Source organism: Vibrio sp. J2-4 (genome assembly GCF_021728155.1).
In the GTDB taxonomy this organism is placed as follows: Bacteria; Pseudomonadota; Gammaproteobacteria; order Enterobacterales; family Vibrionaceae; genus Vibrio; species Vibrio diabolicus.
Genome location: NZ_JAKKCN010000002.1, coordinates 549,779 through 572,800, shown reverse-complemented (window position 1 = coordinate 572,800; position 23,022 = coordinate 549,779). Strand labels below are relative to the sequence as shown.

The window sequence follows — 23,022 nt, the reverse complement described above, 5'->3', positions numbered from 1 at the left end:
TCGTTTGGTAACCTTGTATTATTGCCTTTAAACGGCCTGTTATGCGTAAAAGCTAATTCCATCACGCTTTGAAGCCACATTCAAATCCAGATTGACGTCAGCATCAAAGCTCTCTTCTGGTTGTCCAGAAAAACCGCTGCCTTGAGCGCTTTGACCATGTTGCTCAGCAGTATACCTACCTTGCTGCTGCCCGCTGTTTTGTTGCTGAACAGAAGAATCAGCCAGTTGCATGCCCTGCTGCGCCAACATCTCTCTCAAGCGAGGAAGTGTCTGTTCAATGATGTCACGCGCTTGCGGGTTGTTCACCGTAAAATGCACATTAGCCACATCGTTGTTCATCGTCATACGAATTTGCATACGACCTAATTCTGGTGGATCAAGACGAATATCGAGGTTTTTTAGGTTCTTCGACATCATCATTTGCACTTTTTCCGCCACTTGCTCATTGGCTAGCTCTTTGGTCAGTTGCAACGGAAGCTGAGCTTGCTGCGCGGCATCAATACGCGCTTGTTGCTGCACGTTTGTTCCTTGTTGACCCGCCATCGCCTGAAGCTGCCCTGCTAAACCATGTTGAAGTTCTGGTTTATCTTGCTTATCCGCTGTCGCTTTAAGTGCACCAGCAGCCAATGCGGCATTCACAACTTTCTGGTTAATCTCTCCATCCTTCACGCCTTGAAGCGCAGTCGGCAAATGAGCTGCGGCCAACGCATCTGGCATCGGAGATAATGCGACTTTATCTGTACTCTGAACAGCTTGTGGCTGAGCTGATTGAGTCGTCAAATGAAGGGCTTGCTGAGACATCCCCATAGGTGTAGCCTGGCGAGCCAAATGCTGTTGTCCTTGCTGCTCGGCGAGAACCTGTTTAACGTCAGTAGGAAGCGCAACAAACTGGGCAAGATCTTGCTCAGGAATATCGGCAATGACCGTCCCTTTTTTCAACCCTTCTATGATCTCAGTTTCTTGCTGAGTCAGTGGTTTTCCCTGCGCCAGCTTGGTATCTATGAGTTCGAGTTCATCCAAGGAAACACGCTGAAGCACATCAATTTTAGAGCCATCCAAACCCACCTCCAGTGGCGATAGTTCATTGGCAACGTCACCACTGACCATGCCCTTCTCGGTTGGGTGACTGACTTGTTTAGCCATACCTTGCCAAGTAGCAAACTCAGACGAGAGCTTATCGACATCGATAGGTTGACCATTCTTATCTAAAATTGGCTCTAAGCCTTGCCCAGCCATTGCCTGCACTTGTTCAAGCGATTGAGCTAACGGCATGTCATTCAAAGCAAGTTCATCAATGTCTGTTGTTTGCCCGTTGAACGAGTGTTCTAAACCCGCTCGTTGAGGCAAAACTTTGCCACTATCGATGGATGCATTATTCGCTTTCAAGGTTTGATTCGCTTGTTCAATACGACCAAGCAGCTGTTGTCCTTCACCCATCGCGCTTTTTGCGCCATTAGCAACTGAAGGGGTGTTAGAGAGTGAACCTACTTTCTCAGAGACATCAGCATCATTTTGCGAGTGCGCGCCTTGTTTGGCTTCCAGTAGGCTTGCTTCATCACTTTGAATGGTGTTCGCATGCTCTGTCAGCATGTCGCCAGAGCGGCTTTGCTCTTGAATAGCAGTATCTTGGCTTTCTTGCGCCAGCAACTCTTTGGCGTCGTTACTGCTCGCTTGAGCCACATCTGTGACCGCTTCTTGACTATCAGCTTTGCCAGACGAAAGCTTGTTAATCTCGGCACTGTTTTGGTCTTCACCGTTTAGTGATTTCGTTGCTACTTTTTCTGACTTTTGTGAACCTGAAAATGCATCCGTCAAGGTTTCCAAAAATCCCTTGTTCTCCGCGTTTTCTGTAGGTGCTTGTGCGGCAGAGTCAGACACTGACGTCTTGCTCGTCGCAGAAACATTGGACAAATTCACATTCATATAGAAATTCTCATTATCAGCAGCTTCGAGCGCTAGGCCGCTGCTAAATTGCACACAGTGGCAAATTTAGGTTATTGGGATGATCATCTACAAAGATATTTGCAAAAATTACGCCAATAACAAGCTCATTGCTGCAGTGACAAAACGAGTGTTATAAGTGGAAGCAACATCAACTTTTAAACATTAAAAAGGCTTCGCTCGACGGCTGTAAAGCAACGTTGAAAACTCGTCCATTTGCTTTTGTTCCCGTTTGGCTTCCGCAAGCTGTTTCTCTTTCTCACGCTTTTCGATCATCCACTCATAGGATTTACGTTCTTTGCGTACTGTTAACCAGTATTCTTGACAGTTCTCTACCTGTTCTTTGAAATGACTTTCCGCTTGTTTCTGCTTAGATAACGTTTCGTCTAGCTGAGTGAGAAAGCGATTTAAATGCCCATATTCGCTTGCTGTTAAGCCTGCCTGCCCACGGTCGATAAGCTGTTGGCAATAATCAAGGCGATACTTTTCGATTTGCTCAACCTGACGGTAATAATCTTCAAGTTCAGAACGCGCTTTGTTCAGCGCAAGTACGGCCTGATCTTCACGCTCTTTAGTCTGCTCAAGTAGGAACTCCATCGCATTGTTCATGCGCTATCACCCGCCCAAAATGTTTCTAAGCATGTTGACGCACATATCGTATGGCACCGATTCTTTCATGCTCTGCTGTAAGTATTCGTCTAACTTTGGCTTCAATGTAAACGCGCCATCGATAGCAGGATCGGTGCCCGGCTTGTACGCCCCAATCGAGACCAAATCTTGGTTCTTGCGGCAAATCGACAAGACCTGACGTACAGCTTTCGACATCAGAACATGTTCTTCAGTGGTGATTTGCGGCATAACACGGCTAACCGACTTTTCGACGTCAATCGCAGGATAATGGCCTGCATCCGCCATTTCACGGGACAGCACAATGTGACCATCAAGAATTGCCCGCGATGCATCCGCAATCGGGTCTTGTAAATCATCGCCCTCGGTCAACACGGTAAAGAACGCCGTAATTGAGCCTTGTTCGGCGCTTCCGTTACCCGCACGCTCAACCAAAGCAGGTAGCTTGGCGAACACAGATGGCGGATAGCCTTTTGTCGCTGGCGGCTCACCAACAGAAAGGGCGATTTCACGCTGTGCTTGCGCAAAACGCGTCAAGGAATCCATCAATAACAGAACGTCCAAACCTTGATCGCGAAAGTACTCGGCAATGGTTAAGGCGGTTTGACAGCCTTTCAAACGCATCAATGGTGATGCATCGGCAGGCGCAGCCACCACGACAGAGCGACGTCGTCCATCCTCACCTAAAATCTCTTCGATAAACTCTTTAACTTCGCGTCCACGCTCACCTATCAGACCGACCACAACAACTTGTGCGGTTGTACCTCGTGTCATCATGCCAAGCGTGACCGATTTACCCACACCAGAGCCGGCAAACAGACCGATACGCTGACCTTTACCTACCGTCAATAATCCGTTAATCGCTTTCAAGCCCACATCAAGTGGCTCTGAAATTGGCTTTCGAGCCAGCGGGTTGATTGGCTCAGCATTAAAAGAGGCGCGATGATCGGTATACAACGGGCCAAGTCCATCAAGCGGATTACCAACCCCGTCAATCACGCGGCCAAGCAACTCCATGCCAACAGGCAAGCCAGCGTCACTGGTTAATGGCGTCACTCTAGCGCCAGGCAAAATGCCCGTAATTTGCTCGCTTGGCATCAAAAATAGGTTATCACCTGAAAAACCGACGACCTCGGCTTCCATCTGACCGGACATGGTTTCCACTAAGCATAAACTGCCAATTGGCGCGCGACAGCCTGTCGCTTCCAACGTTAACCCAACCACTCGAACCAGTTTGCCAGAGGCAACTGGGCGCGTCGTTAAGCCTTCAACTTTGTAGTTTCTTAAACGGTCAGCCAATGCTTGCATGGATTACTCACCCTCTTGATGACGGTTTGCACCACAAAAACTGTGCAACACGCTTTTGACGCGCTCTTCCATACGGTAGTTAATGCTTGATTCACCTGCCTCAATCTGGACGTCGCCTCGATTGAGTGATGGCTCAGCAACCAACGTCCAGTTGCGGCAATCAAGGTCTTCTTCGCCGTAAGCTGAGCGAATAATCGCAACGTCTTCTGGATTCAGGTGCAAGGTAATGGGATGACCTGATATTGGCAGCGCTTCAACCGACTGCTTAACCGTGTCCAAAATAATTTGAGGGTTGGTTTGTACTTCGACATGCACGACTTCTTTTACTAAACAGAGCACCATGTCTACCAGCTGCTTTTCAACCTGAGCATTCATTAGCTCTAACGGCTGAGCAAACTGGTTCGCTAAGTTCATAAAGGTTTCAACTTGCTGCTGAATATATTCTTGACCTGCGGTCACGCCTTCGGCTTTTCCAAGCTCCAGCCCTTCAGCATGGCCCGCTTGCAGGCCTTCTTCTTTGCCTTTGTCGTAACCTTGCTTAAAGCCGGCTTCTTGACCTTGATACAAACCTTCCTGATAAGCGCCTTGCTTGATCAGCTCTATCTGCTCTTCGGTTAGCTCAAGTGCTTGCTCTTCTTCTGGCTCTTCAAGATTCGGTACCCAACCCGGGTCATAGTTAAACGCGGTTTGTTTTGCTTGCTTGGCTTTGGGCTCGCCGTAATCAGGCAACCCCCAACGTTGTGGTTCGATCATCGAATCATCTTCATCAGGACGGATAAATCCACGTTTTCTTTCGCCAGCCATGGGTTACCTATTATGTATTCGATTAAGAAGTGAGGGTGCCCCGCAATAGGATAATCGCGGAGCAATAGAGATTATAAGAATTCGTCCGCACCGCCAGACAACATGAGTTCGCCTGCATCGGCCATGCGACGAGCGATCGCTAGGATTTCTTTCTGTGCCGCTTCGACATCCGCCACGCGAACTGGCGGCATCGCTTCGATGTCATCACGCATCATCTCAGCCGCTCGTTTCGACATGTTCTTAAATACCTTCTCACGCAGAGAATCGTCGGCACCTTTAAGTGCTTTTTGCAACACGTCTTGTGGTACATCACGCAGCAGTTTCTGAATACCTTGGTCGTCTACTTCGACTAAGTTTTCGAAGACAAACATCAAGTCTTGAATTTGCGTCGCCATGTCTTCGTCTTGATCGCGAATCTGTTCCATCAACAAACCTTCGACGTTGTTGTCTAGATAGTTCATGATCTCCGCTGCCGCTTTCAGGCCGCCAATCTTGGCTGCTTGAGCGCCAGCTTGACCCGCGAACTGTTTCTCCATGATTTCGTTCAGCTCTGCCAGTGCCGATGGCTGAACTTCTTCAAGGTTGGCAATACGCATCATCAGATCCAAACGCACGCGCTCAGGGAACTGAGACAAAATCTCCGCGGATTGGTCTGCTTCTAAATAAGACAATACGATGGTTTGGATCTGCGGGTGTTCGTTGACAATGATGCTCGCCACTTGTCGTGGGTCCATCCATTTCAGCGAATCCAAGCCTTTTGAACCCGTACCAAGCAGGATCTGGTCAACCAAGTTGTTGGCTTTGTCTTCACCAAGAGCTGCCACCAGCGCATTACGCATGAAGTCTTCGCTGCCCATGCCGATGTTGGTGTATTTCTGGATGTCCTCCAAAAACGCACGGTGAACGGCTGACACCTTGTCTTGGCTGAGATCTTTCGCCTTAGCCATCGCACTACCCACACGCTGGACCTGTTTTGGCTCTAGGTGACGAATAATGCCAGCGGCATCTTGTTCATTGAGGCTCAGTAGCAAAATTGCTGCTTTTTCTTCGCCAGTAATGGTTGAGACATCCAGCTCAACTGGCATTCCCGCGGCGTTGTCATCTTGAGGTACGATATCGTTAGCCATTGTCATTCATCCAGTTTTTCACTACTTGAGCAGCAAGTTCAGGTTCATTCGCAACCAGAGCGCGAACCGCTTTCAATACATCTTCATCTTTATGAAGGTTTGGCAAATCAATACTTGAACCAAACTCAAACAGTTCGCTGCTTTCAATGTCGCTGCCAATCAGGCTAGTTTCACCATCCGCGCCAATCGGCAAGCCGTCTGGTCCGTACATTTCGTCTTCGTCATCACTGGTAGGGTTAAGCAATTTCTTCATTGCTGGGCGAACCAGAACCAACACAACAACGATGATCACTAATGCACTTGCGAACCAACGAACCCAGTCACTGAAGTTAGGATGCTCCCAAATTGGTGGTTCTTCCAGCTGTTCAGCCTCAGGCTCTGCAAACTTCACACTCAGTACATTCAACAAATCACCACGGCCTTGGTCAAAACCGACCGTACCAATTAAGACTTGGCGAATAGCATTAATTTCCGATTCGGACATCGGGGTATAGGTCACTTCTCCCGTATCTGGGTTGACCTGACGACGGTCCTTAATCGCAACAGAAACCGTCTGACGAGCAACCGTCCCCGTCTGCTTACGCTCATGGCTGATGGTGGTATCAAGCTCAAAGTTACGCGTGGATTCTTTACGCACCGAACCCTGTCCCATGACAGAACCGTCTTTCATCTGAGCCACATCTTGCGGAATAGAGGCATCCGCTGGAGGCTGATTACTTAACGCCCCCGGAATACCCGCTACCATATTGCCGTTATTGTAATCTTCTAATGCGTACTCACTGCGGGTTGCAGGGGTATTGGGATCAAAGCGTTTGCGAGTTTGTTCAACCGCGCTGAAATCCATTTGGATATCGACCTGCGCCGTGTAGTTGCCATAACCTAAAATAGGTAATAGCACTGAATCAATTTTTTCACGCAGCGCTTGTTCCTGGCTACGCTCTAATTCTTGCTCTTTGCGTCGCGCAGCAGAAGCAGGGTCTTGAGAGCCTGAACTGAGCAAACGACCATGCTGATCTGTGACGGTAATGCGGGAAGTTTTCATTCCCGGAACGGCACTCGCCACCATGTCTACGATAGAATCAACTTCTTGCTGTTTGAGGTTTGTGCCAGTCGACAGTGTCAAAAATACGGACGCAGATGCTTCTTGATTGTGACGTACAAACACACTGTGCTTTGGCAGCGCCAATAAGACTCGTGCTTTACGAACTTGCTTCATTTCCTCAATCGCTTGAGCCAATTGACGTTCTCGACTGAGTTTAAGGCGCTCTTGCTCTAAACGTTGTGATACGCCAAAGCCCATATCTTGCAGCAAAATATCATCGCCCGCCTCTGTGGCTTGGTTTACGCCCGAGCGAACCATGCCAAGTTTGATCGAGTTGTATTCGCTCGATTCAACAGAAATGGTATTACCATCAAGCTTGTAATTGATTTTTTGCTGGTCCAGGTAATCCAGAACGGGGATTAACTCTTCGGTCTCATACGCTCCAAGCGGGCGCATCTCCGGCTCTTTGACCCAAAAGAACAGCATCACGATCAATGCAACACAGATGGATATTGACAGCACAAGTACAACTTGACGAAGTAAATCAAGGTCACCCACTGCCATATCAAATTTTGACGCACTGCGTTCCTCTAGATCTGGATTTTGACTCTCCACATCTACGTCGGAACTTGCTACCAGTGCACCATCTGAGCCGCCTTCAGTGACGGTTAAATCTGTAGACTTGTCTGCCACACTTATTACCTAAATTACACTGGCATGTTCATGAGGTCTTTATACGCCTCAACGAGTTTATTGCGAATTTGAACCGTCGCATCAAAAGCGACACTAGACTTGTTACGAGCAATCATAACGTCAGAAAGGGAAACATCGGCATCACCACGATCAAAACGGGTTTGTAAATCACCGGATGCTTTTTGAAGTGTGTTCACGTTATTGATGGCTTTAGTTAGGAGATCATTAAAATCTGCTCCAACTTTCGCCCCACTTGCAGTAGGAGCAGTATTGGTTGCTTCTACCATCATGGCGCGCATTTCTGCCTGAATACCATCAACTTTCATTAGCACCTCTAAGCCAAAAGATTGACTATTAACAAAACTGATTATTAACACAGCAATTAACGTGCCATAAGACATTAGTTAGCGGTTTGCTTACACTTTTTGTCTTATGGCGATTGCACATGTTAATTTGGGATATCTATACCAGCATCACGCATTTTGGCAAGTTTGTAGCGCAAGGTTCGTGGGCTTATGCCCAGTTTCTCCGCCATTTCTTTGCGTCGGCCATTACACTCCACCAAGGTTTCCAAAATAATGGCGTATTCTTGGTCACGCAGCTCGCTGCCCAAGCCTTCCCCGCCAGATACCGGACGGTTCACACTCTCAGGTTGAGCGACTGGCTTAACATTAGGTACAACCATCTCTGCATTTTGAACCACATGCTGCAAGCTGTTGGCATCTTGCCAATCCACCCCTTCTAGTAAGATGTGCTCAGCGTCGATATCACCATTCTCACTTAAGATAAGAGCTCGTTGCACCACGTTATCCAGCTCACGAACGTTACCTGGCCAAGGGTATTGCAGCAGTTTTTCTACCGCAACGGCTGAAAATTGAGGCACTGGCATCCCCACCTTGCTGCAATGACGCTCAGCAAGATGCTTGGCAAGTGGCGCAATATCGCCTTTGCGTTCGTTCAGTGCTGGCCACGCAATTGGGAACACATTCAGGCGGTAGTATAAATCTTCACGGAAGTTGCCTTCTGAGACGTACTGCTTGAGATCACGGTTACTGGTCGCGAGCACGCGTACATCCAGCTTGATGCTCTTACGACTGCCAAGGCGCTCCACTTCACGCTCTTGCAAAACACGTAATAGTTTCGCTTGCAGGTTTAAGTCCATTTCGCTGATTTCATCCAGCAAGATTGTGCCGCCTTGTGCTTGTTCAAACTTACCCGGACACGCTTGAACCGCACCAGTGAACGCGCCTTTCTCGTAACCAAATAGTGTCGCTTCCAGCATGTTGTCTGGAATCGCCGCACAGTTGATAGCAACGAATGGACCATCTTTACGGTTTGATGCGTTGTGAATATAACGCGACATCACTTCTTTACCTGAGCCACTCGGACCTAGCACCATAACATTCGCATCTGTACGTGCCACTTTATCGGCCAAAGCAAGTAGTCGCAGACTTTTTTCATCAGCCACGACCGCGTCACCATTGTCATCGCTTTTGATCGGTGCATATCGACTGACCATGTTCAGCAATACTTCTGGTGCAAATGGTTTCGCCATGTAGTCAATCGCGCCGTCTTTCATTGCCGACACGGCATCCTCAATGTTGGCGTACGCCGTCATTAACAGTACTGGTAAGTTAGGCCAATTCTGCTTGATGTTTTTGAGCAGAGCCAACCCGCCCATACCTGCCATTTGCACGTCAGAAACGACGATATCGACAGTATTCGATTTGAGTTTTAGTAGTGCGTCTTCCGCACAGTCAGCTTCTAACCACTCATACCCTGCCAGAGCCAGAGTATCCACTAGGGCTTCACGAAGACCTTCATCGTCTTCTACGATCAGCACTTTGCTTTGCGCCATTCTGATTCTCCAGTAATTGTTATTACCAGAAGCTGCTTACTGCGCTTCTGGTTGCACTCGCTCTAGCGGAATGCACATGGTAAAGCAGGCTCCATCACCCTGCTCTGAAATAAGTTCCAATCGACCGTCATGGGCACGGCAAACCATTTGAACAACAGCCAGCCCTAACCCGGTTCCTTGAGAACGCGTGGTAAAAAATGGCTCCATAATTTTGGCTTGTAGTTCTTCAGGTACACCCGGTCCGCTGTCTTGCACTGAAATGCGCAACTCGCCATTTACCGGGCGGAAAAAAATATCGACTTGCGACTCTTTACCAGACATCTGAATCGCATTCATGACAAGGTTGCTCAACGCGGATGCAATCGCATTCGCATTGCCTAGCAACTCAGTTTGTTCTTCTTCCACTTCTAGGCAGTAATCAATACCGTTATTTTTTAGCGCGGTTTCGACCATCGGCTGATATTCCGCCACCAACTGAGCAATCGTAAATGGCTTAATGACTTTATTATCACCACCTTTAGCAAAAAGCAGCATATCATTAACCTGCTTTTCCAAATCGTGCAGTCGATCCATTAATTTGGTTTGAAAGCGATCCCTTGTCGCTGGTGGAAGGTTTGGCGCTCCCAAATTGGATGCATATAGCATAGCGCTCGATAGCGGCGTTCTTACCTGATGAGCAAGCGACGCTACCATACGCCCTAACGATGACAAGCGTTGTAAATCACTCACACGAGCTTGAAGTAAGCGAGTTTCGGTTAAATCGGTAATCAGGATCAATTGACCTGTCGTAGAAGCCGAAATGGCTAATCGAACTTTACGACCATTCCGCAGGGAAACTTCGTGACCATCATCCTCACGAGGATCAAACACCGCCTGAATAATGTTGAACCATTTTTCATTAACCAGTGGAATCTCAAGAATTCGGTGCGCCTCTGGGTTTGCTTCACGCACTATGCCGTACGTGTCGAGCAGAATCACTCCGGCAGGCATCACATCAAGCACCTGCTTATAGCGCTCAACCTGATTTTCTACGGAATCTAAATGGGATTGGTTGGTGTTGTTATCCATTACTGCCTGTCGAAATATCGCCGCTAAAACTAAAATAGCTTGGTAAGCAATTAGCGTACCAAGCTATTTTTTATATTTATCATGACGTTAAGTCATCGACAATAAGTTGACACCCTCAGATAACGGTTTTTGGTGTCAGAAAAACGATGCTAAATAGCCCAAATGATTTAGATATCGTCTTAAATCTCAACGTTGCCTAGCGTTGTAAGTTGTACTTACGCATTTTTTCCACCAACGTTGTACGTCGCATACCCAGCATATCAGCGGCTCGTGCCACGACCCCACCTTGTGCTTCTAACGCTTGGCTGATCATATTAACTTCTAAATCAGCCAACAGCTCTTTCAGATTTACACCTTCAGGCGGCAGCGCTTGCGGAGCGTTCATGCTGTGGTCAAGATCGTCTTGATCATCAAAACTAAAGTCTTCTGAGAAGATGTCTTGGAACACATCACGCTCTTGTTCTTCAACCGAAATAAACGGATTACTTTCTGGTTGGAACTCCGGGATATCACTGTAGCGATATTTGGTTGGTAAGTGGTTTACATCGACCAAGCTATTTGGGTAAAGAATGATCATTCGCTCAACAAGGTTGGCTAACTCACGCACGTTACCCGGCCAGTTGTGCTCCATCAGTGAATTGATCGCACGAGGGGTAAAACAGATAGGCTGGCCACCCTCCGCCTCCAGACGCGTCATCAACTCTTGCAGCAGCAATGGAATATCTTGTTTGCGCTCTTTCAGCGCAGGCATCTCGATTGGAAACACGTTCAAACGATAGAACAAGTCTTCTCGGAACGTGCCTTCTTCAATCATACTTTCTAGATTACGGTGTGTTGCCGCGACAACTCGAACATTGACCTTGATGGTGCTATTGCCACCCACACGTTCGAAACAGCGCTCTTGTAATACGCGAAGTAGCTTCACTTGCATCGACATCGGCATATCGCCAATCTCATCAAGAAAGATCGTGCCACCGTCTGCGAGCTCAAATCGACCTTTACGTGCTGTTAACGCACCAGTAAACGCGCCTTTTTCGTGGCCAAACAATTCACTTTCTAGAAGCTCCGGTGGAATGGCACCACAGTTAATGGGCACAAAGGCACCACAGCTGTACGACGAATGATAGTGAATGTTACGCGCAACGACTTCTTTACCGGTACCAGATTCACCCAAGATCAACACGTTTGCCTCAGTGTCTGAGACTTGCTCGATCAGGTGACGAACTTCTTGAATACCTCTGCTTTGACCAACTAAGCTGCGAAAAAGCGTGTTTTTTCGTGCACTGGCAACGACATTGACCCCTTTTCGACCCAGAAAATCTTTGCAGTGGCGTAACGCCTCACTAAGCTGTGGGTAATTAAGAGGTAGTTCTAGCTCACCTACAAAATTTGGAAGATCATCCACGGGCAACGGAAATCGGCCCATGACTAAAAGTGGGATGTGGTAGGCGCTGTTTAAATGAGAGATAACCGTATTCGCCGCTTGACCTGCTGGAATGTTACCAACAATACAGCACGACCATACGCTAGACCAATCAACATCGCTGAGCTGATCAGAACTGACCGCTTCGCAATTTTCTCCAACAAATTCCAATATATTGCTTAAATTTAAACGACTTGATGCGTCATCATCAATTACAAGCAGCTTTGCCAAACCTTGCATAAGTAAGAATGATTGCCTTTATTTTAGGTGCGTTGCGGCCAAACCTTGATTTGCGCAATTGGGTGCTAAAAGAAGGCAGAACCACCACACTCAATTTACGATAGACAAAATAGGAAAATCAGCAACAAAAAAAGCCATTAGGGCTACTAATGGCTTCTATTTTATTTGAATATAAAAATAAGGCAACCAAGCAATAAAGAGGTGTGAGCTTGATAGAAACTTTGCTACACAACTCGTTGCGCAATTGACAAATATATTCCTCTAATATCTTAACGCGTTGTTTTGGTTATTAAATACCGACTTCAGCTGCTGTAAGATTATGAAACTCTGTAGGGATTTGGTCCCAAGCGGATTTGATCTCACGGATAATGTCGATAACGTCGTCGATCAGTTGAGGATCATTTTGATGGTTAGCAGCTGAAATTTGCGTGATCATAAACTCATAGAGTGAATCTAAGTTTGAAGCAATATCACCACCGTCATCCATCGATAGACAGCTACGTAGCGCAATGATGATGTCTAGCGCTTTACCTAAACGCTCACCTTTTGCTGGAATATTGCCTGCTTGCATGGCCGCTTTACCTTGAATAAGGCGCTCAATCGCACCAGCCATAAGCATTTGAATGACTTTGTGCGGAGAAGCCGCGCTTAGCTGGCTGTCGACTGATACCTTTTTGTATGCTTGCAAAGAACCGCGCATAGTAATCCTCTTTTAAATAAATTTTTTGTACTGCTGAAGCGAACGCTGGCCATAACGAAACTTATGAAGTTCTTTTCCGACCTTTGACGTTTCCGATTGCATCAGCTCGACAATTCTTTTGGTACGAGTAAGCAACGCTTGCCACTCTGCATCCTGCTTAACCAAAGGATTTTGATGAATAATTGGTAACAGGTTCTGCAATAACCGTTCCCTGATATCGACCAAGTGAAGAATTTCTTCAGTATTAAAGTCGACTTTTTCCAATTCTTGCGTAATTAGTTGATCTATATCACTAATATCTATGAGTTCTTTTTGCATTTATTAACCCAACGCACTCATTAAGGCACCTAACTGACCTTGCATTTTGCCAGTCGCATCTTGCATGGCGGTAAACTTCGCGTGAGTGCGCTTTTCTAGGCTTTCCATGCGGCGATCTAATGCCGCTTGATCATCACTCAAACGATAATTTTGTTCTGTGAGACTTTTTTCTCGAGTACGAATGCTGCCTGTAATGCCTGTAATACCATGAATCGCGTCTTCGACTCGTTTAGCAAAACCTGTGTTGCCACCGAAGAACTTTTCTAGCTCGTTGAAGTTGTTGTTCAACTGACGATCCAACATGTCATAGTTGATTTCTAAGGTACCTTGACGCGTGGTAGTAATGCCAAATTCAGTTAATGACTTTAGGTTTTCAGGCGCTTTATCAATTTGAGTGGAAAATACCGATTTTAATCGTGAGTCTGCGCTGCGTACGGTACTGTCACCCGACAACGGTCCTTTTTGACCAGTGACCGGATCCACACTCGCCAACGCTTGAGACGTTTGATAAAACGAGTTGTACGCCGCAACAAAGTTTTCGATGTCGTTACGCACACTCTGACGGTCGTATTCCACGCCAATTTCAGCAGGCGGCTTGTTCGGTTCTGATTTGCCTTTAAGTGTTAAATCAACACCTTCTATGGCATCTTCAATCACATTGTTGTGACTAGATAGCTTTGCTACTCCATCAAGCAGAACTTCTGAATCTTGCCCTGCTTGTACCTCTGTCATACCAAGGTATTCTTCAAAAGCAGATTGCGCTTTTGCGATTTTCGCTTCTGCTTCATCAATTTTTTCTAAACGTTCACGCTCTTGAGGATCCAGCTTAGCGCGATGAATTTGTTTCGCTTGCTCTTCGGTCAATTCACCACGTTCAACTTTTGCGTCTAGCGCTTGTTTTTCACTCGCAATTTTTTGCTCAATTTCAGCTTTTTCTTGCTCAAGAAGCTGCTTGGCCTCTTTCGTCGTAACGTAAGAGTCGGTTAATGTGCCTGATGCCGCATTGCTCCAACCCGGAACATCTGGTGCCTTCTCTATTGCTTTCTCGTCGAGTTCTAGCTCTGGCTCTTCATAAGAATCCAGCAAAGTGCCTGACGCAGTTTCTGTCCACCCTGGAATTCGGTCTTCAGGGCGCAAACTCGCGCGTCGGTTGGCTTCATCAATCGCTTCCTGCCCAGCTTTAGCGGCTTCTGCACCCGCAGCAGAGATTGGCTCTTGGGAGCCATCATCTTGTCCATTTTCTGCCGCTTTTTGCTCTTCTGGAGGTAGAGGATTGCCGTTTGCATCCAGTTCTACTGGTTGCTCTGGGAATTGAAGAGGACCTAACACTTCTTCCGCCGCTGAACGAGCTTCTTCAAGCGCGTTAACACGGTCTTCAAGTGTTTGATATTCGAAATACTTTAGAGGGTTGCCTTTGTCGGCCTCCACACTGACTCTGATTTGATGATCCTTACCAGAGAGATTTGAGGCAAGGATAAGGCGTGGTCCTTCAACGTCGTTAATGAGAGATGCTCGAACACCGGGGTTGTCTTTTGAGCCATTGATGCCGCGTACGACATCTGCGAGCTTGGAGCTCGAACGAGCGTTCACGTTGAAGGTGTCATCACCAAGCGAAATCTGCAGCTTACCAGGGCCAAACTTTGCGTCTTCTGGCAGTACGTCAGAAGCGACTTTGTGGCTCTGGGCAAGCTGCAACACATCGATAGCATATTTGCCAGCGATAGCATCTGTAGTTGCAGTAGCAGATACGATATTGTCGTCTGTCGTTTCAACAGTACGAACGGCAAACGCTTTCTCTTGACGAAAGTTCGCCATGAGATTTTTCATCGTATCCAGTGATTCTCTGAGTCGCCCGTAGGCACTGATACTGGCATTAATTGTCGTGCGCTCGTTGTCAATGCGTTGCTGCTTTGGTACGCGTTCGGCATCCACAATTTTGCTGACCATGGAATTGATATCCATGCCGCCAGACATCCCCAAAGGGCCTAAACTCATCAAATCACCTCTAAAAACGACTTACACTTTTTCAGTCAACAACCCGCTGTTGGCTGTGTGCTCAGCTAGGCGACGCAATACCACTAGCATTTCTTCATCAGGAATTTGACGAATCACGTCGCCCGTTTTGGCTTCGTAAATCGTCACCACATCTCTCCCGGATTCCTCATCCACTCGAAACGCGACTCCTTTGTTTATGGATGTCACAAACTCATTCATTTGCGCGACCAATTTTTCACGTTCTTCTTTGTTCAGCTCTTGACGGCTTTCTGCCATCTCGATCGCTGCTTGAACAGAGAAGTCGTATTCGGTGTCTTTCGCTTTTTGCGGCGAAACCTCACCATTTGAATTTGCTGGGCTAGACGTGCCTATATCATTGCCATTTTTATTTGCAAACTTTGTGCCACTTGGCGTGCCGTAAGGCTGGATGTTCGATGCGTAGGAGGATATATCCATTACAATCTCCCTTCCACCTTATGGGCTAACGATAGAATCTATCGCTTTGGTGCCCCAGCACTAAGGTGTTTACCTCAGGCTGGGTCAACCACTTAGCCCAACAAGCTTAGCGCTGCAGATGGAGACTGCTTCGCTTGAGCCAGGATTGAAGTACTTGCTTGCTGAAGAATTTGCGACTTAGTCATCGCAGTGGTTTCTTTCGCGTAATCAGTATCTTTAATACGGCTGTTAGACGCATTAACGTTCTCGTTAATGTTGTCTAGGTTGCTGATTGCGTGGTTGAAGCGGTTTTGGAAAGCACCAAGTGACGCGCGTTGGCTGTCTACTGACTTAAGCGCACCGTCGATAACAGCCACGGCTTCTTGAGAGCCTGCTACTGTTGTTACGTCGATGTCTTTCACTGTTACGTCTTTCGGGCCGCCAAAGCCGATCTCGTCCGCTAGGTTGCCAGAGAACTCAACATCACCTTGAACTTTTTGAGAAGAAGCAAATACTTGTAGCTTGCCATCTTCACCAACAGACGCTTTTACATCATCGTTTTGACCGTTAATGTACGTTGCTAGCTGCTCAATGTCGTCGCCTTGTTTTGCGCTGATCGATAGCTCTTTCTCTTCACCTTGTTTGTTGGTGTAGCTCATTTTGAACTCAGTTTTCTCACCAACAGTCCAAGATGCATCTTTACCCTCTTCTGCTGCGTAGCTCTTGCCACCCATTGCAGAAGTGTCTGAGCGCAAGCTACCCATAGAAAGCATCACTGCTTCACCTGAATCTGCACCGATTTGGAAAGATTGCGTACCGTATGTACCGTTCAGCAACTTGTTACCACCGAAAGAGGTAGTTTCAGCAATACGGTTTAGCTCGTCATTTAGCGCTGTTACTTCTTCTTGGATCGCAACACGTTCTGCTTTTGAGTTAGAACCGTTCGCAGATTGAAGCGATAGGTCACGCATACGTTGTAGGATGTTGGTAGATTCATTCATTGCACCTTCAGCAACCTGTGCAATAGAAATACCGTCGTTTGCGTTTTTCACCGCCATGTCTAGGCCACGGCTTTGTGCATTCAAGCGGTTTGAAATCTGTAGACCTGCAGCATCGTCTTTCGCGCTATTGATTTTATAACCCGAAGACAAACGCTCCATTGATTTTTGTTGACCGTCAGCTGCCTGGTTTAGGTAACGCTGTGCAGTCATCGCAGAAACGTTAGTATTAACGTTAATCGCCATAATTGATCTCCTTAAGGCTTTAGTGAATGTACCGTCGTGTCTCTCACCTCACTTAGGTACATCTCATTTCTCTCAGTCCCTTTAACGGCGACCGATGAATATCCTTTAGAAGAAATTTTCAATTTTTTGCGATTATTTTCTTTGGCTTACTGAAATGTGATGAAGCTCTAATGTCGTGATTCGCAGAAATTCTGAGTCTCCAAAAGACAGAAAAAAACCCAGCCGAAGCTGGGTTTACTCGCTCATCTCTCACCACGAGCCAATGAGGTTCTCGTCTTAGGTTTGAAATTAACCTAGCAGACTTAGCGCTGAGTTTGGCGCTTGTTTCGCTTGCGCAAGGATTGAGCTTGACGCTTGCGATAGAATTTGTGACTTGGTCATTTGAGTCGTTTCTTTCGCGAAGTCAGTATCTTTGATACGGCTCTTCGACGCGTTCACGTTCTCGTTGATGTTGTCCAAGTTGCTGATTGCATGGTTGAAACGGTTCTGGAATGCACCCAGCTCTGCGCGGTGGCTGTCTACGTATTTCAGTGCCGCATCGATGATAGCAACAGATTCCTGTGCGCCACCAACTGAGGTTACGTCGATAGTATCTACCGTTACTTTTTTACCTTCGCCCAAACCCAGCTCGCCAGATAGGCCGCCTGAAAACTCGACTTCGCCTTCGACTTTGTTGTTGCCAGCAAAGATTTGCAGTTTACCGTCTTGGTCTACTGAGGCTTTCACTAGGTCAGTTTGACCGTTAATGTAAGTCGCAAGCTCTTCGATATCGTCACCCGCTTTTGCGCTGATGTTGATTTCTTGCTCTTGACCGTAGCTGTCCGTTAGGTTGATTTTTAGGTCGTTCTTACCTTCAGCAACATTCCAGTCTTTACCTTTACCACTTTCAGCTTGGTAGCTCACACCGCCCATCATTTTGTTGTCTGAACGCATGTCTTTTAGCTCAAGCATCACGGCTTCACCGTTATCCGCACCGATTTGGAACGATTTCGCACCGTGTGTGCCGTTTAGTAGCTTGTTACCACCGAAAGAAGTGGTTTCTGCGATACGGTTTAGTTCGTCGTTTAGCGCGGTCACTTCTTCTTGAATCGCCACACGCTCTGATTTCGAGTTTGAACCGTTTGCTGATTGCAGAGACAAATCACGCATACGTTGAAGAATGTTAGTGGTCTCGTTCATTGCACCTTCAGCGGTTTGTGCAATTGAGATACCGTCGTTCGCGTTGCGAACCGCCACATCCAGGCCACGGCTTTGTACGTTCAAACGGTTCGAAATTTGTAGACCCGCAGCGTCATCTTTTGCGCTGTTGATTTTGAAACCCGAAGACAAACGCTCCATAGAAGTTTGTTGAGCTGAGTTTGCGTTGTTTAGGTAACGCTGAGCGGTCATCGCTGATACGTTAGTGTTTACATTCACTGCCATGGTGATTTCTCCAATTGATTTTCCGGTATAGCGGTTTCCGACGTCTCGGAAAACCAAGTAGTTCTCTCAAAGTTACTTTTATTAACGGCGCTCAAACTGATTTCTTTAGGGAATTTTTTGGATTTTTTTGGAAAAAGTTCGTTTGGAGAAGGAATCGTGATGAAGCAGATAAAAAAGCAAAAAAACGTCAAATTTTCGCTAAAGCTTCTTTTCGAGTTGTCGATACAGGCAGGTTTTACGTTAAATTCGAGCGAGATCGATCATTAGCCAAGTAAGGTTAATGCTAGGTTGGGCGCTTGTTTTGCTTGTGCAAGAATAGAAGTACTGACCTGCTGCAAGATCTGCTGCTTCACCATTTGCGTGGTTTCTTTCGCGTAGTCAGTGTCTTGGATACGACTGTTGGAAGCGGCTAAATTTTCGTGGATGTTATCGAGATTATTGATCGCGTGATTAAAGCGGTTTTGATACGCGCCTAACTCAGCACGATGGCTATCAACGTACTTCATCGCAGTATCTAGGACGGCCACGGCTTGTTGCGCACCACCGACAGACGTAATGTCGATGTTATCAACCGCATCGTAACCTTTTAGCTGTAACCCCAGTTCACTCGCTAAGTCACCTGAAAACGATAAAGTGCCTGAAGTTTCTTCTCCAGCCATAAATAGCTGTAACTGACCTTCTTCATTCACCGATGCCGTGACTTTGTCAGTTTGACCATTGATATAAGTCGCAAGCTCTTCGATATCATCGCCAGCTTTGGCATTAATTTGAATGGTTTCCGTCTCACCAAAACGATTCGTAAATGACATACTAAGATCATTCGCACCGTCTTTTACTTTCCAATCAGAGCTTGCACGTCCGTTTGCAATGTAACTAAAGCCGCCCATATCAATGCCATCACTGCGCATCGACTTTAATTCAACTTGCACAGCTTCACCTGACGCTGCACCGATTTGAAATGCCGACTTACCAAAGCTGCCATTGAGCAGTTTACGCCCACCAAAGGAGGTCGTTTCTGCAATACGACTTAACTCATCATTTAAAGCAGAAACTTCTTCTTGCAGTGCAGTGCGCTCCGCTTTGCTGTTTGAACCGTTAGCAGATTGAAGCGACAAATCACGCATACGTTGCATGATGTTAGTCACTTCATTCATCGCCCCTTCGGCGGTTTGCATTATAGAAATGCCGTCGTTCGCGTTACGTACCGCGACATCCAAACCACGCATTTGCGATTGCAGACGGTTGGAGATTTGCAGACCCGCAGCGTCATCCTTTGCGCTGTTAATACGCTTCCCTGAAGACAAACGCTCCATGGATTGGTTCAGCATGTCAGTTGCACTGGTCAAATGACGCTGTGCGACAAGTGCTGCAACATTGGTATTAACGGTGATCGCCACGAATAAAGGGTCCTAAAATTAAGGCTTTGAGTATTTATCGACCAAGTAACAGAAAAGTTTAGTGTTTTTTGAAAAGAGATTGGAATAGAAATAGAAAACAAAAGCCCTCCAATTGGAGGGCTTAAGAAATAAAGTCTGAGAACTTACTTGATGGCTAGCTCTGCTAGCATTTCTTGTGATGGAGCGAAGAAGTACGCACCAGTTACCGCTTTTGTGAAACGAAGCATTTGGTCTGTTTTACCATCTGTCACGCCGTACATACTTTCTAGCATCACTTTAATGTTATGAAGTGTATTGCAGTAAGAAATAAACAGCAGGCCATGAGGCCCTGTTACCGTCCCGTATGGCAAGCTATGACGAACAATCTTGAGACCTTTTCCTTCTTCTTTAATATCAACGCGACCAACGTGTGATGCAGCAGGAACGTCTTCTAGCTCGATAGAGTCTGGTTTGGTACGACCAATCACTTTTTCTTGCGCTTTGACATTCAAGCGATTCCAAGCGGCAAGGTTATGTTCGAAGCGTTGAGCCATGACATAACTACCTCCAGCAAATGGGCCCTCTTTTACTAGAGCCACATCAGCGCGAGCCTCCCCTTTCGGGTTTTCTGTCCCATCAATAAAGTCTGTCATATCACGAGCATCAAGGTAACGGTACCCATACGTTTCGTCCACAATGGTGACATCTTGTGCCGTCTCTTCTAGAAACTTACGCAGAACATAAAAGTGCAAGTCGTGACGAGTAGAGTGACAGTGAATCAGCACATCAACATCCGTTGCAGGCGCTACGATGTCTCCTTCGCCAAGTTGAGTAAAATCAATAAGCTCTTCTGGCGCGTCTACATTGAGGTGTTGCCAAAACGATTTTGTGAATGCGATAGAAAGGGTCAGCGCCGCGCCTGGCTGGGTAATATTTAACTCTTCCACTAACTTTGGTAGTGCTTTCAGCTTATCCAATACGTTTTCACGGTTTTGGTTCACTTTAAGTTGAGTGTACAGTGCAAATGGCCCTGCTTCTGGCACGATCGCCGTTTGAGCTTGTGACATTGAGGTTTCCTCTATACTTTGCCCCGGTGTGGGAAGTTATTGTTTTTAATTCTTCGAAGGCTGTTCTTCATTGCGCTCCAATTGTGGCACATGAAAACAGTCTTTTACCCATCTTCCATTTAGAAGATAGATCATAAACCAAGCTAATAAGGTAATGGTAAGGGCGTTTGCCCAGTTGAATACACCATGTTCCAGATACACATGATACATGGTCTGAGCCAGTTGGATACCGCACAAGATCAAAGTGATCTCTCGACCATAGCGAGTAATTCTGTTTACCCATCCTCTATCGGGGTGACGGAGCCCCATCAACCACATGAGAAGCAGGCTTGGAATGCCCATAGCCAAACCCAAATACAGCGTACTTGAGTCTGGATAAACAATAGCGAGTAGCTTACTGCCACTATCACGACTTACGCCTGCCATCGCAAACACAACCCATGAACGTACAAGAAACATCCATCCAAACCATAAAATAATCGGCGCTTTTAAAAATCCATGGGCGTCATATTGGTCAAACGAGTAGCGCACAACATCTTCTTCTTAATGTGATAAAACGCCACTTTAACCTATCATTTCAGAGTTGCAAGCCAGCAAAGATGAGAACTAAAGTTCATTTCATCATCTTACACAGGTAAACTAAACAAAGATTTACAATGACGTTGATGAGAAACATGAAAAAAAGAACTCCAGCTACCCCAGCGCCTTCTCAAGAAACTCAAGCCGAAGCGATGAGAATTGCCAAATCCACACAGAAGCCGGGGCAAACCAAAGAGCAAACCAAGCTGATCGCTCAAGGTATCGAAAAAGGCATCGCTCAATATAAGAAGCAGCAAAAAGAGCGCAATCGTCAAGCCGATAAAGCGAAGAAAAAACAGCAACGTGAAAAGCAACGTCAGCATGAAGAAGCTATCGAACAAGACAACATCACCGACGATGCGCCAAACCATGCATCAAGCAAACTGCCTTGGATACTGCTCGCTCTGAGCTGGATTGGCTTTGCTGCTTACATAGTATTGGGGAAATAGCTGATGAGACGCCTGTTACTTGGACTTTCTGTCGTACTTCTCTCTGGTTGCACGATGCCTTCTCACCTTACTCATGCTCAAAGTCAAGATGTTCATATTCGCATTGACGCTCAGTTCAACCCTGAACGATGCGAATACAAAGGCGAAGTCACCGGAAGCGAGGGTCATTGGTATAACTACATTTTCATGACCAATGACGCGATGATGCAAGGTGCGATGAATGATTTAAAAAACAATGCAGCGGCTATCGATGCGGACACCGTTTTTATGGTCTCCCCACAAGATTTTATCACCTCATTTAGCGTGCTGGGCTCCGCTTACCGCTGCAATGGATGACGCCTGAATATGAAAAAAGCCAGCAATTGCTGGCTTATGCACGAAATCCAAGACTGCTAGCGATATCTCTCTCCCGCTCTAGAACCCATTGGCTATCAAAAGGCCCCCAATCTGAAAGTTGATAATAGCCGTCATTATGACGTCGGCCATCTTGAACGAATATGAGTTCAATGCCGATCCCAGGTAACGCCTTGAGTACATCTTGAATTGTACGACGAGGCCACCCCGTTTTTTCGATCAACTTTGGCACATTCGGCCTTTCTAGGTTTTCCACCAACAAGGCCAAATATAGCCGCCTTGCAAAAACAGGACTCAATTCCATTGACACCTCCTAAAATTGTGCTGATTCATTATTTCGTTTTTGCTCAGCGAGGTGTTGCGTTTGATCAATAACTCGACTTTTCCATTTGATTTAGACGAATTTTTATTCGATTTATAGCGCATTCATCGTAAATAAGTTATGTGACATTAGTTATCTCAATCTATCTGAAAATATTTTCCACCGCATTTTGTCAGTTTGATTGCTTCTTGATAGGATGCTTTAACAGCCCAAATCACTTAAGTGCGTCTTAACCGCGCCAGTGAAAAATAGAACAAAGAAAAAGGAAACACTATGTCGATTACCATGTTTGGTATTCCCAACTGCGATACGATCAAAAAAGCCAAGAAATGGTTAGAAGCCGAGGATATTGCTTACGACTTCCATGACTACCGCAAGCAAGGCATTGATGCAGAAATGGTAAGTGAATTTTGTCGCGCTTTAGGTTGGGAACAGGTGCTCAACAAACGTGGCACAACCTACCGCCAATTAGCGCAAGAGCAGAAAGACACACTTAACGAGGAAAACGCCATCGCTCTTTTGGTAGAAAACCCTGCGATGATTAAACGCCCAATTTTAAAAGTGAATGATCAACTTCATATCGGTTTTAAAGCTGATCAATACGCTAGCATTTTCAACTCTTAAATAAAG

23 protein-coding genes are annotated in these 23,022 nt (G+C 46.4%); 3 read left to right on the top strand and 20 right to left on the bottom strand.

Translation table 11 applies throughout. The features are described from left to right. Positions 1–39 precede the first annotated feature (39 nt). The 19 genes from L3V32_RS08040 to L3V32_RS07950 form a co-directional block, all read right to left on the bottom strand. Positions 40–1,923: a flagellar hook-length control protein FliK gene (locus L3V32_RS08040; RefSeq protein ID WP_237284089.1), complete on the bottom strand. Its 1,884-nt coding sequence runs from the start codon at positions 1,921–1,923 to the stop codon at positions 40–42. Positions 1,924–2,106: 183 nt separating this feature from the next. Next, positions 2,107–2,550: a flagellar export protein FliJ gene (gene fliJ / locus L3V32_RS08035; protein WP_012841527.1), complete on the bottom strand. Its 444-nt coding sequence runs from the start codon at positions 2,548–2,550 to the stop codon at positions 2,107–2,109. Positions 2,551–2,556: 6 nt separating this feature from the next. Then, positions 2,557–3,876 carry a flagellar protein export ATPase FliI gene (gene fliI / locus L3V32_RS08030; protein WP_006741701.1) on the bottom strand — a complete coding sequence of 440 codons (1,320 nt, stop codon included), beginning with the start codon at positions 3,874–3,876 and terminating at the stop codon, positions 2,557–2,559. A gap of 3 nt (positions 3,877–3,879) precedes the next feature. After that, positions 3,880–4,680, bottom strand: coding sequence for a flagellar assembly protein FliH (gene fliH, locus L3V32_RS08025; protein ID WP_006741700.1), 801 nt, complete (start codon positions 4,678–4,680; stop codon positions 3,880–3,882). 71 nt (positions 4,681–4,751) lie between these two features. Further along, positions 4,752–5,807, bottom strand: coding sequence for a flagellar motor switch protein FliG (gene fliG / locus L3V32_RS08020; RefSeq protein ID WP_012841526.1), 1,056 nt, complete (start codon positions 5,805–5,807; stop codon positions 4,752–4,754). After that, the gene (gene fliF / locus L3V32_RS08015) at positions 5,800–7,542 is read right to left on the bottom strand and encodes a flagellar basal-body MS-ring/collar protein FliF (RefSeq protein ID WP_006741698.1); all 1,743 of its coding nucleotides are present in this window, start codon (positions 7,540–7,542) and stop codon (positions 5,800–5,802) included. Before fliF ends, fliG begins: the two co-directional genes overlap by 8 nt. 14 nt (positions 7,543–7,556) lie before the next feature. After that, positions 7,557–7,868 carry a flagellar hook-basal body complex protein FliE gene (gene fliE / locus L3V32_RS08010; RefSeq protein ID WP_012841525.1) on the bottom strand — a complete coding sequence of 104 codons (312 nt, stop codon included), beginning with the start codon at positions 7,866–7,868 and terminating at the stop codon, positions 7,557–7,559. 122 nt (positions 7,869–7,990) lie between these two features. After that, positions 7,991–9,400, bottom strand: coding sequence for a sigma-54 dependent transcriptional regulator (locus L3V32_RS08005; protein WP_237284088.1), 1,410 nt, complete (start codon positions 9,398–9,400; stop codon positions 7,991–7,993). 36 nt (positions 9,401–9,436) lie between these two features. After that, positions 9,437–10,468: a PAS domain-containing sensor histidine kinase gene (locus L3V32_RS08000; protein ID WP_046875535.1), complete on the bottom strand. Its 1,032-nt coding sequence runs from the start codon at positions 10,466–10,468 to the stop codon at positions 9,437–9,439. Between the two features lie 196 nt (positions 10,469–10,664). After that, positions 10,665–12,131, bottom strand: coding sequence for a sigma-54 dependent transcriptional regulator (locus L3V32_RS07995; RefSeq protein ID WP_237284087.1), 1,467 nt, complete (start codon positions 12,129–12,131; stop codon positions 10,665–10,667). A gap of 289 nt (positions 12,132–12,420) precedes the next feature. After that, positions 12,421–12,831, bottom strand: coding sequence for a flagellar export chaperone FliS (gene fliS / locus L3V32_RS07990; protein WP_012841524.1), 411 nt, complete (start codon positions 12,829–12,831; stop codon positions 12,421–12,423). Positions 12,832–12,843: 12 nt separating this feature from the next. Then, the gene (locus L3V32_RS07985; RefSeq protein ID WP_046875534.1) at positions 12,844–13,149 is read right to left on the bottom strand and encodes a flagellar protein FliT; all 306 of its coding nucleotides are present in this window, start codon (positions 13,147–13,149) and stop codon (positions 12,844–12,846) included. A gap of 3 nt (positions 13,150–13,152) precedes the next feature. Further along, on the bottom strand, positions 13,153–15,144 hold the full coding sequence (gene fliD, locus L3V32_RS07980; protein WP_237284086.1) for a flagellar filament capping protein FliD: 1,992 nt from the start codon (positions 15,142–15,144) through the stop codon (positions 13,153–13,155). Positions 15,145–15,165: 21 nt separating this feature from the next. Next, positions 15,166–15,600: a flagellar protein FlaG gene (flaG, locus tag L3V32_RS07975; RefSeq protein ID WP_047008849.1), complete on the bottom strand. Its 435-nt coding sequence runs from the start codon at positions 15,598–15,600 to the stop codon at positions 15,166–15,168. Between the two features lie 92 nt (positions 15,601–15,692). Continuing rightward, positions 15,693–16,823 (bottom strand): flagellin, encoded by a 1,131-nt coding sequence (locus tag L3V32_RS07970; RefSeq protein ID WP_006741693.1) that lies wholly within the window; start codon positions 16,821–16,823, stop codon positions 15,693–15,695. 288 nt (positions 16,824–17,111) lie between these two features. Beyond that, positions 17,112–18,245, bottom strand: coding sequence for a flagellin (locus L3V32_RS07965; protein WP_005393103.1), 1,134 nt, complete (start codon positions 18,243–18,245; stop codon positions 17,112–17,114). A 263-nt stretch (positions 18,246–18,508) separates the two neighbouring features. Further along, positions 18,509–19,642 carry a flagellin gene (locus tag L3V32_RS07960; RefSeq protein WP_237284085.1) on the bottom strand — a complete coding sequence of 378 codons (1,134 nt, stop codon included), beginning with the start codon at positions 19,640–19,642 and terminating at the stop codon, positions 18,509–18,511. A 143-nt stretch (positions 19,643–19,785) separates the two neighbouring features. Further along, a complete protein-coding gene (locus L3V32_RS07955) occupies positions 19,786–20,688 on the bottom strand; it encodes a Dyp-type peroxidase (RefSeq protein WP_139060391.1) in 903 nt (300 codons plus the stop codon). Between the two features lie 45 nt (positions 20,689–20,733). Beyond that, positions 20,734–21,219 (bottom strand): DUF2919 domain-containing protein, encoded by a 486-nt coding sequence (locus L3V32_RS07950; RefSeq protein WP_012841521.1) that lies wholly within the window; start codon positions 21,217–21,219, stop codon positions 20,734–20,736. Positions 21,220–21,362: 143 nt separating this feature from the next. Between L3V32_RS07950 and L3V32_RS07945 the strand changes: the two genes are divergently transcribed. Beyond that, the gene (locus L3V32_RS07945; protein WP_134647219.1) at positions 21,363–21,716 is read left to right on the top strand and encodes a DUF2956 domain-containing protein; all 354 of its coding nucleotides are present in this window, start codon (positions 21,363–21,365) and stop codon (positions 21,714–21,716) included. Positions 21,717–21,719: 3 nt separating this feature from the next. After that, positions 21,720–22,052 carry a DUF4156 domain-containing protein gene (locus L3V32_RS07940; protein ID WP_237284084.1) on the top strand — a complete coding sequence of 111 codons (333 nt, stop codon included), beginning with the start codon at positions 21,720–21,722 and terminating at the stop codon, positions 22,050–22,052. Between the two features lie 34 nt (positions 22,053–22,086). Here L3V32_RS07940 and L3V32_RS07935 read toward each other — a convergent pair whose 3' ends face one another. Beyond that, entirely contained in the window at positions 22,087–22,374 is a 288-nt protein-coding gene (locus L3V32_RS07935) for a helix-turn-helix domain-containing protein (RefSeq protein ID WP_005380433.1), read from the bottom strand. A gap of 291 nt (positions 22,375–22,665) precedes the next feature. Between L3V32_RS07935 and L3V32_RS07930 the strand changes: the two genes are divergently transcribed. Further along, positions 22,666–23,016, top strand: a complete 351-nt coding sequence (locus tag L3V32_RS07930) for an ArsC family reductase (protein WP_005380431.1) — start codon at positions 22,666–22,668, stop codon at positions 23,014–23,016. The last annotated feature ends 6 nt before the right edge of the window (positions 23,017–23,022 follow it).

Coding starts and splice junctions, on each gene's coding strand:
- fliD (WP_237284086.1), bottom strand. CDS start 15,144: ATGAGTTTAGGCCCTTTGGGGATGTCTGGCGGCATGGATATCAATTCC.
- L3V32_RS08040 (WP_237284089.1), bottom strand. CDS start 1,923: ATGAATGTGAATTTGTCCAATGTTTCTGCGACGAGCAAGACGTCAGTG.
- fliS (WP_012841524.1), bottom strand. CDS start 12,831: ATGCGCGGTTCTTTGCAAGCATACAAAAAGGTATCAGTCGACAGCCAG.
- L3V32_RS08000 (WP_046875535.1), bottom strand. CDS start 10,468: ATGGATAACAACACCAACCAATCCCATTTAGATTCCGTAGAAAATCAG.
- L3V32_RS07930 (WP_005380431.1), top strand. CDS start 22,666: ATGTCGATTACCATGTTTGGTATTCCCAACTGCGATACGATCAAAAAA.
- L3V32_RS08005 (WP_237284088.1), bottom strand. CDS start 9,400: ATGGCGCAAAGCAAAGTGCTGATCGTAGAAGACGATGAAGGTCTTCGT.
- flaG (WP_047008849.1), bottom strand. CDS start 15,600: ATGGATATATCCTCCTACGCATCGAACATCCAGCCTTACGGCACGCCA.
- L3V32_RS07995 (WP_237284087.1), bottom strand. CDS start 12,131: ATGCAAGGTTTGGCAAAGCTGCTTGTAATTGATGATGACGCATCAAGT.
- fliH (WP_006741700.1), bottom strand. CDS start 4,680: ATGGCTGGCGAAAGAAAACGTGGATTTATCCGTCCTGATGAAGATGAT.
- L3V32_RS07935 (WP_005380433.1), bottom strand. CDS start 22,374: ATGGAATTGAGTCCTGTTTTTGCAAGGCGGCTATATTTGGCCTTGTTG.
- fliG (WP_012841526.1), bottom strand. CDS start 5,807: ATGGCTAACGATATCGTACCTCAAGATGACAACGCCGCGGGAATGCCA.
- L3V32_RS07940 (WP_237284084.1), top strand. CDS start 21,720: ATGAGACGCCTGTTACTTGGACTTTCTGTCGTACTTCTCTCTGGTTGC.
- L3V32_RS07945 (WP_134647219.1), top strand. CDS start 21,363: ATGAAAAAAAGAACTCCAGCTACCCCAGCGCCTTCTCAAGAAACTCAA.
- L3V32_RS07965 (WP_005393103.1), bottom strand. CDS start 18,245: ATGGCAGTGAATGTAAACACTAACGTATCAGCGATGACCGCTCAGCGT.
- fliI (WP_006741701.1), bottom strand. CDS start 3,876: ATGCAAGCATTGGCTGACCGTTTAAGAAACTACAAAGTTGAAGGCTTA.
- L3V32_RS07955 (WP_139060391.1), bottom strand. CDS start 20,688: ATGTCACAAGCTCAAACGGCGATCGTGCCAGAAGCAGGGCCATTTGCA.
- L3V32_RS07985 (WP_046875534.1), bottom strand. CDS start 13,149: ATGCAAAAAGAACTCATAGATATTAGTGATATAGATCAACTAATTACG.
- fliJ (WP_012841527.1), bottom strand. CDS start 2,550: ATGAACAATGCGATGGAGTTCCTACTTGAGCAGACTAAAGAGCGTGAA.
- L3V32_RS07970 (WP_006741693.1), bottom strand. CDS start 16,823: ATGGCGATTAACGTTAATACTAACGTTTCTGCGATGACTGCACAGCGT.
- fliE (WP_012841525.1), bottom strand. CDS start 7,868: ATGAAAGTTGATGGTATTCAGGCAGAAATGCGCGCCATGATGGTAGAA.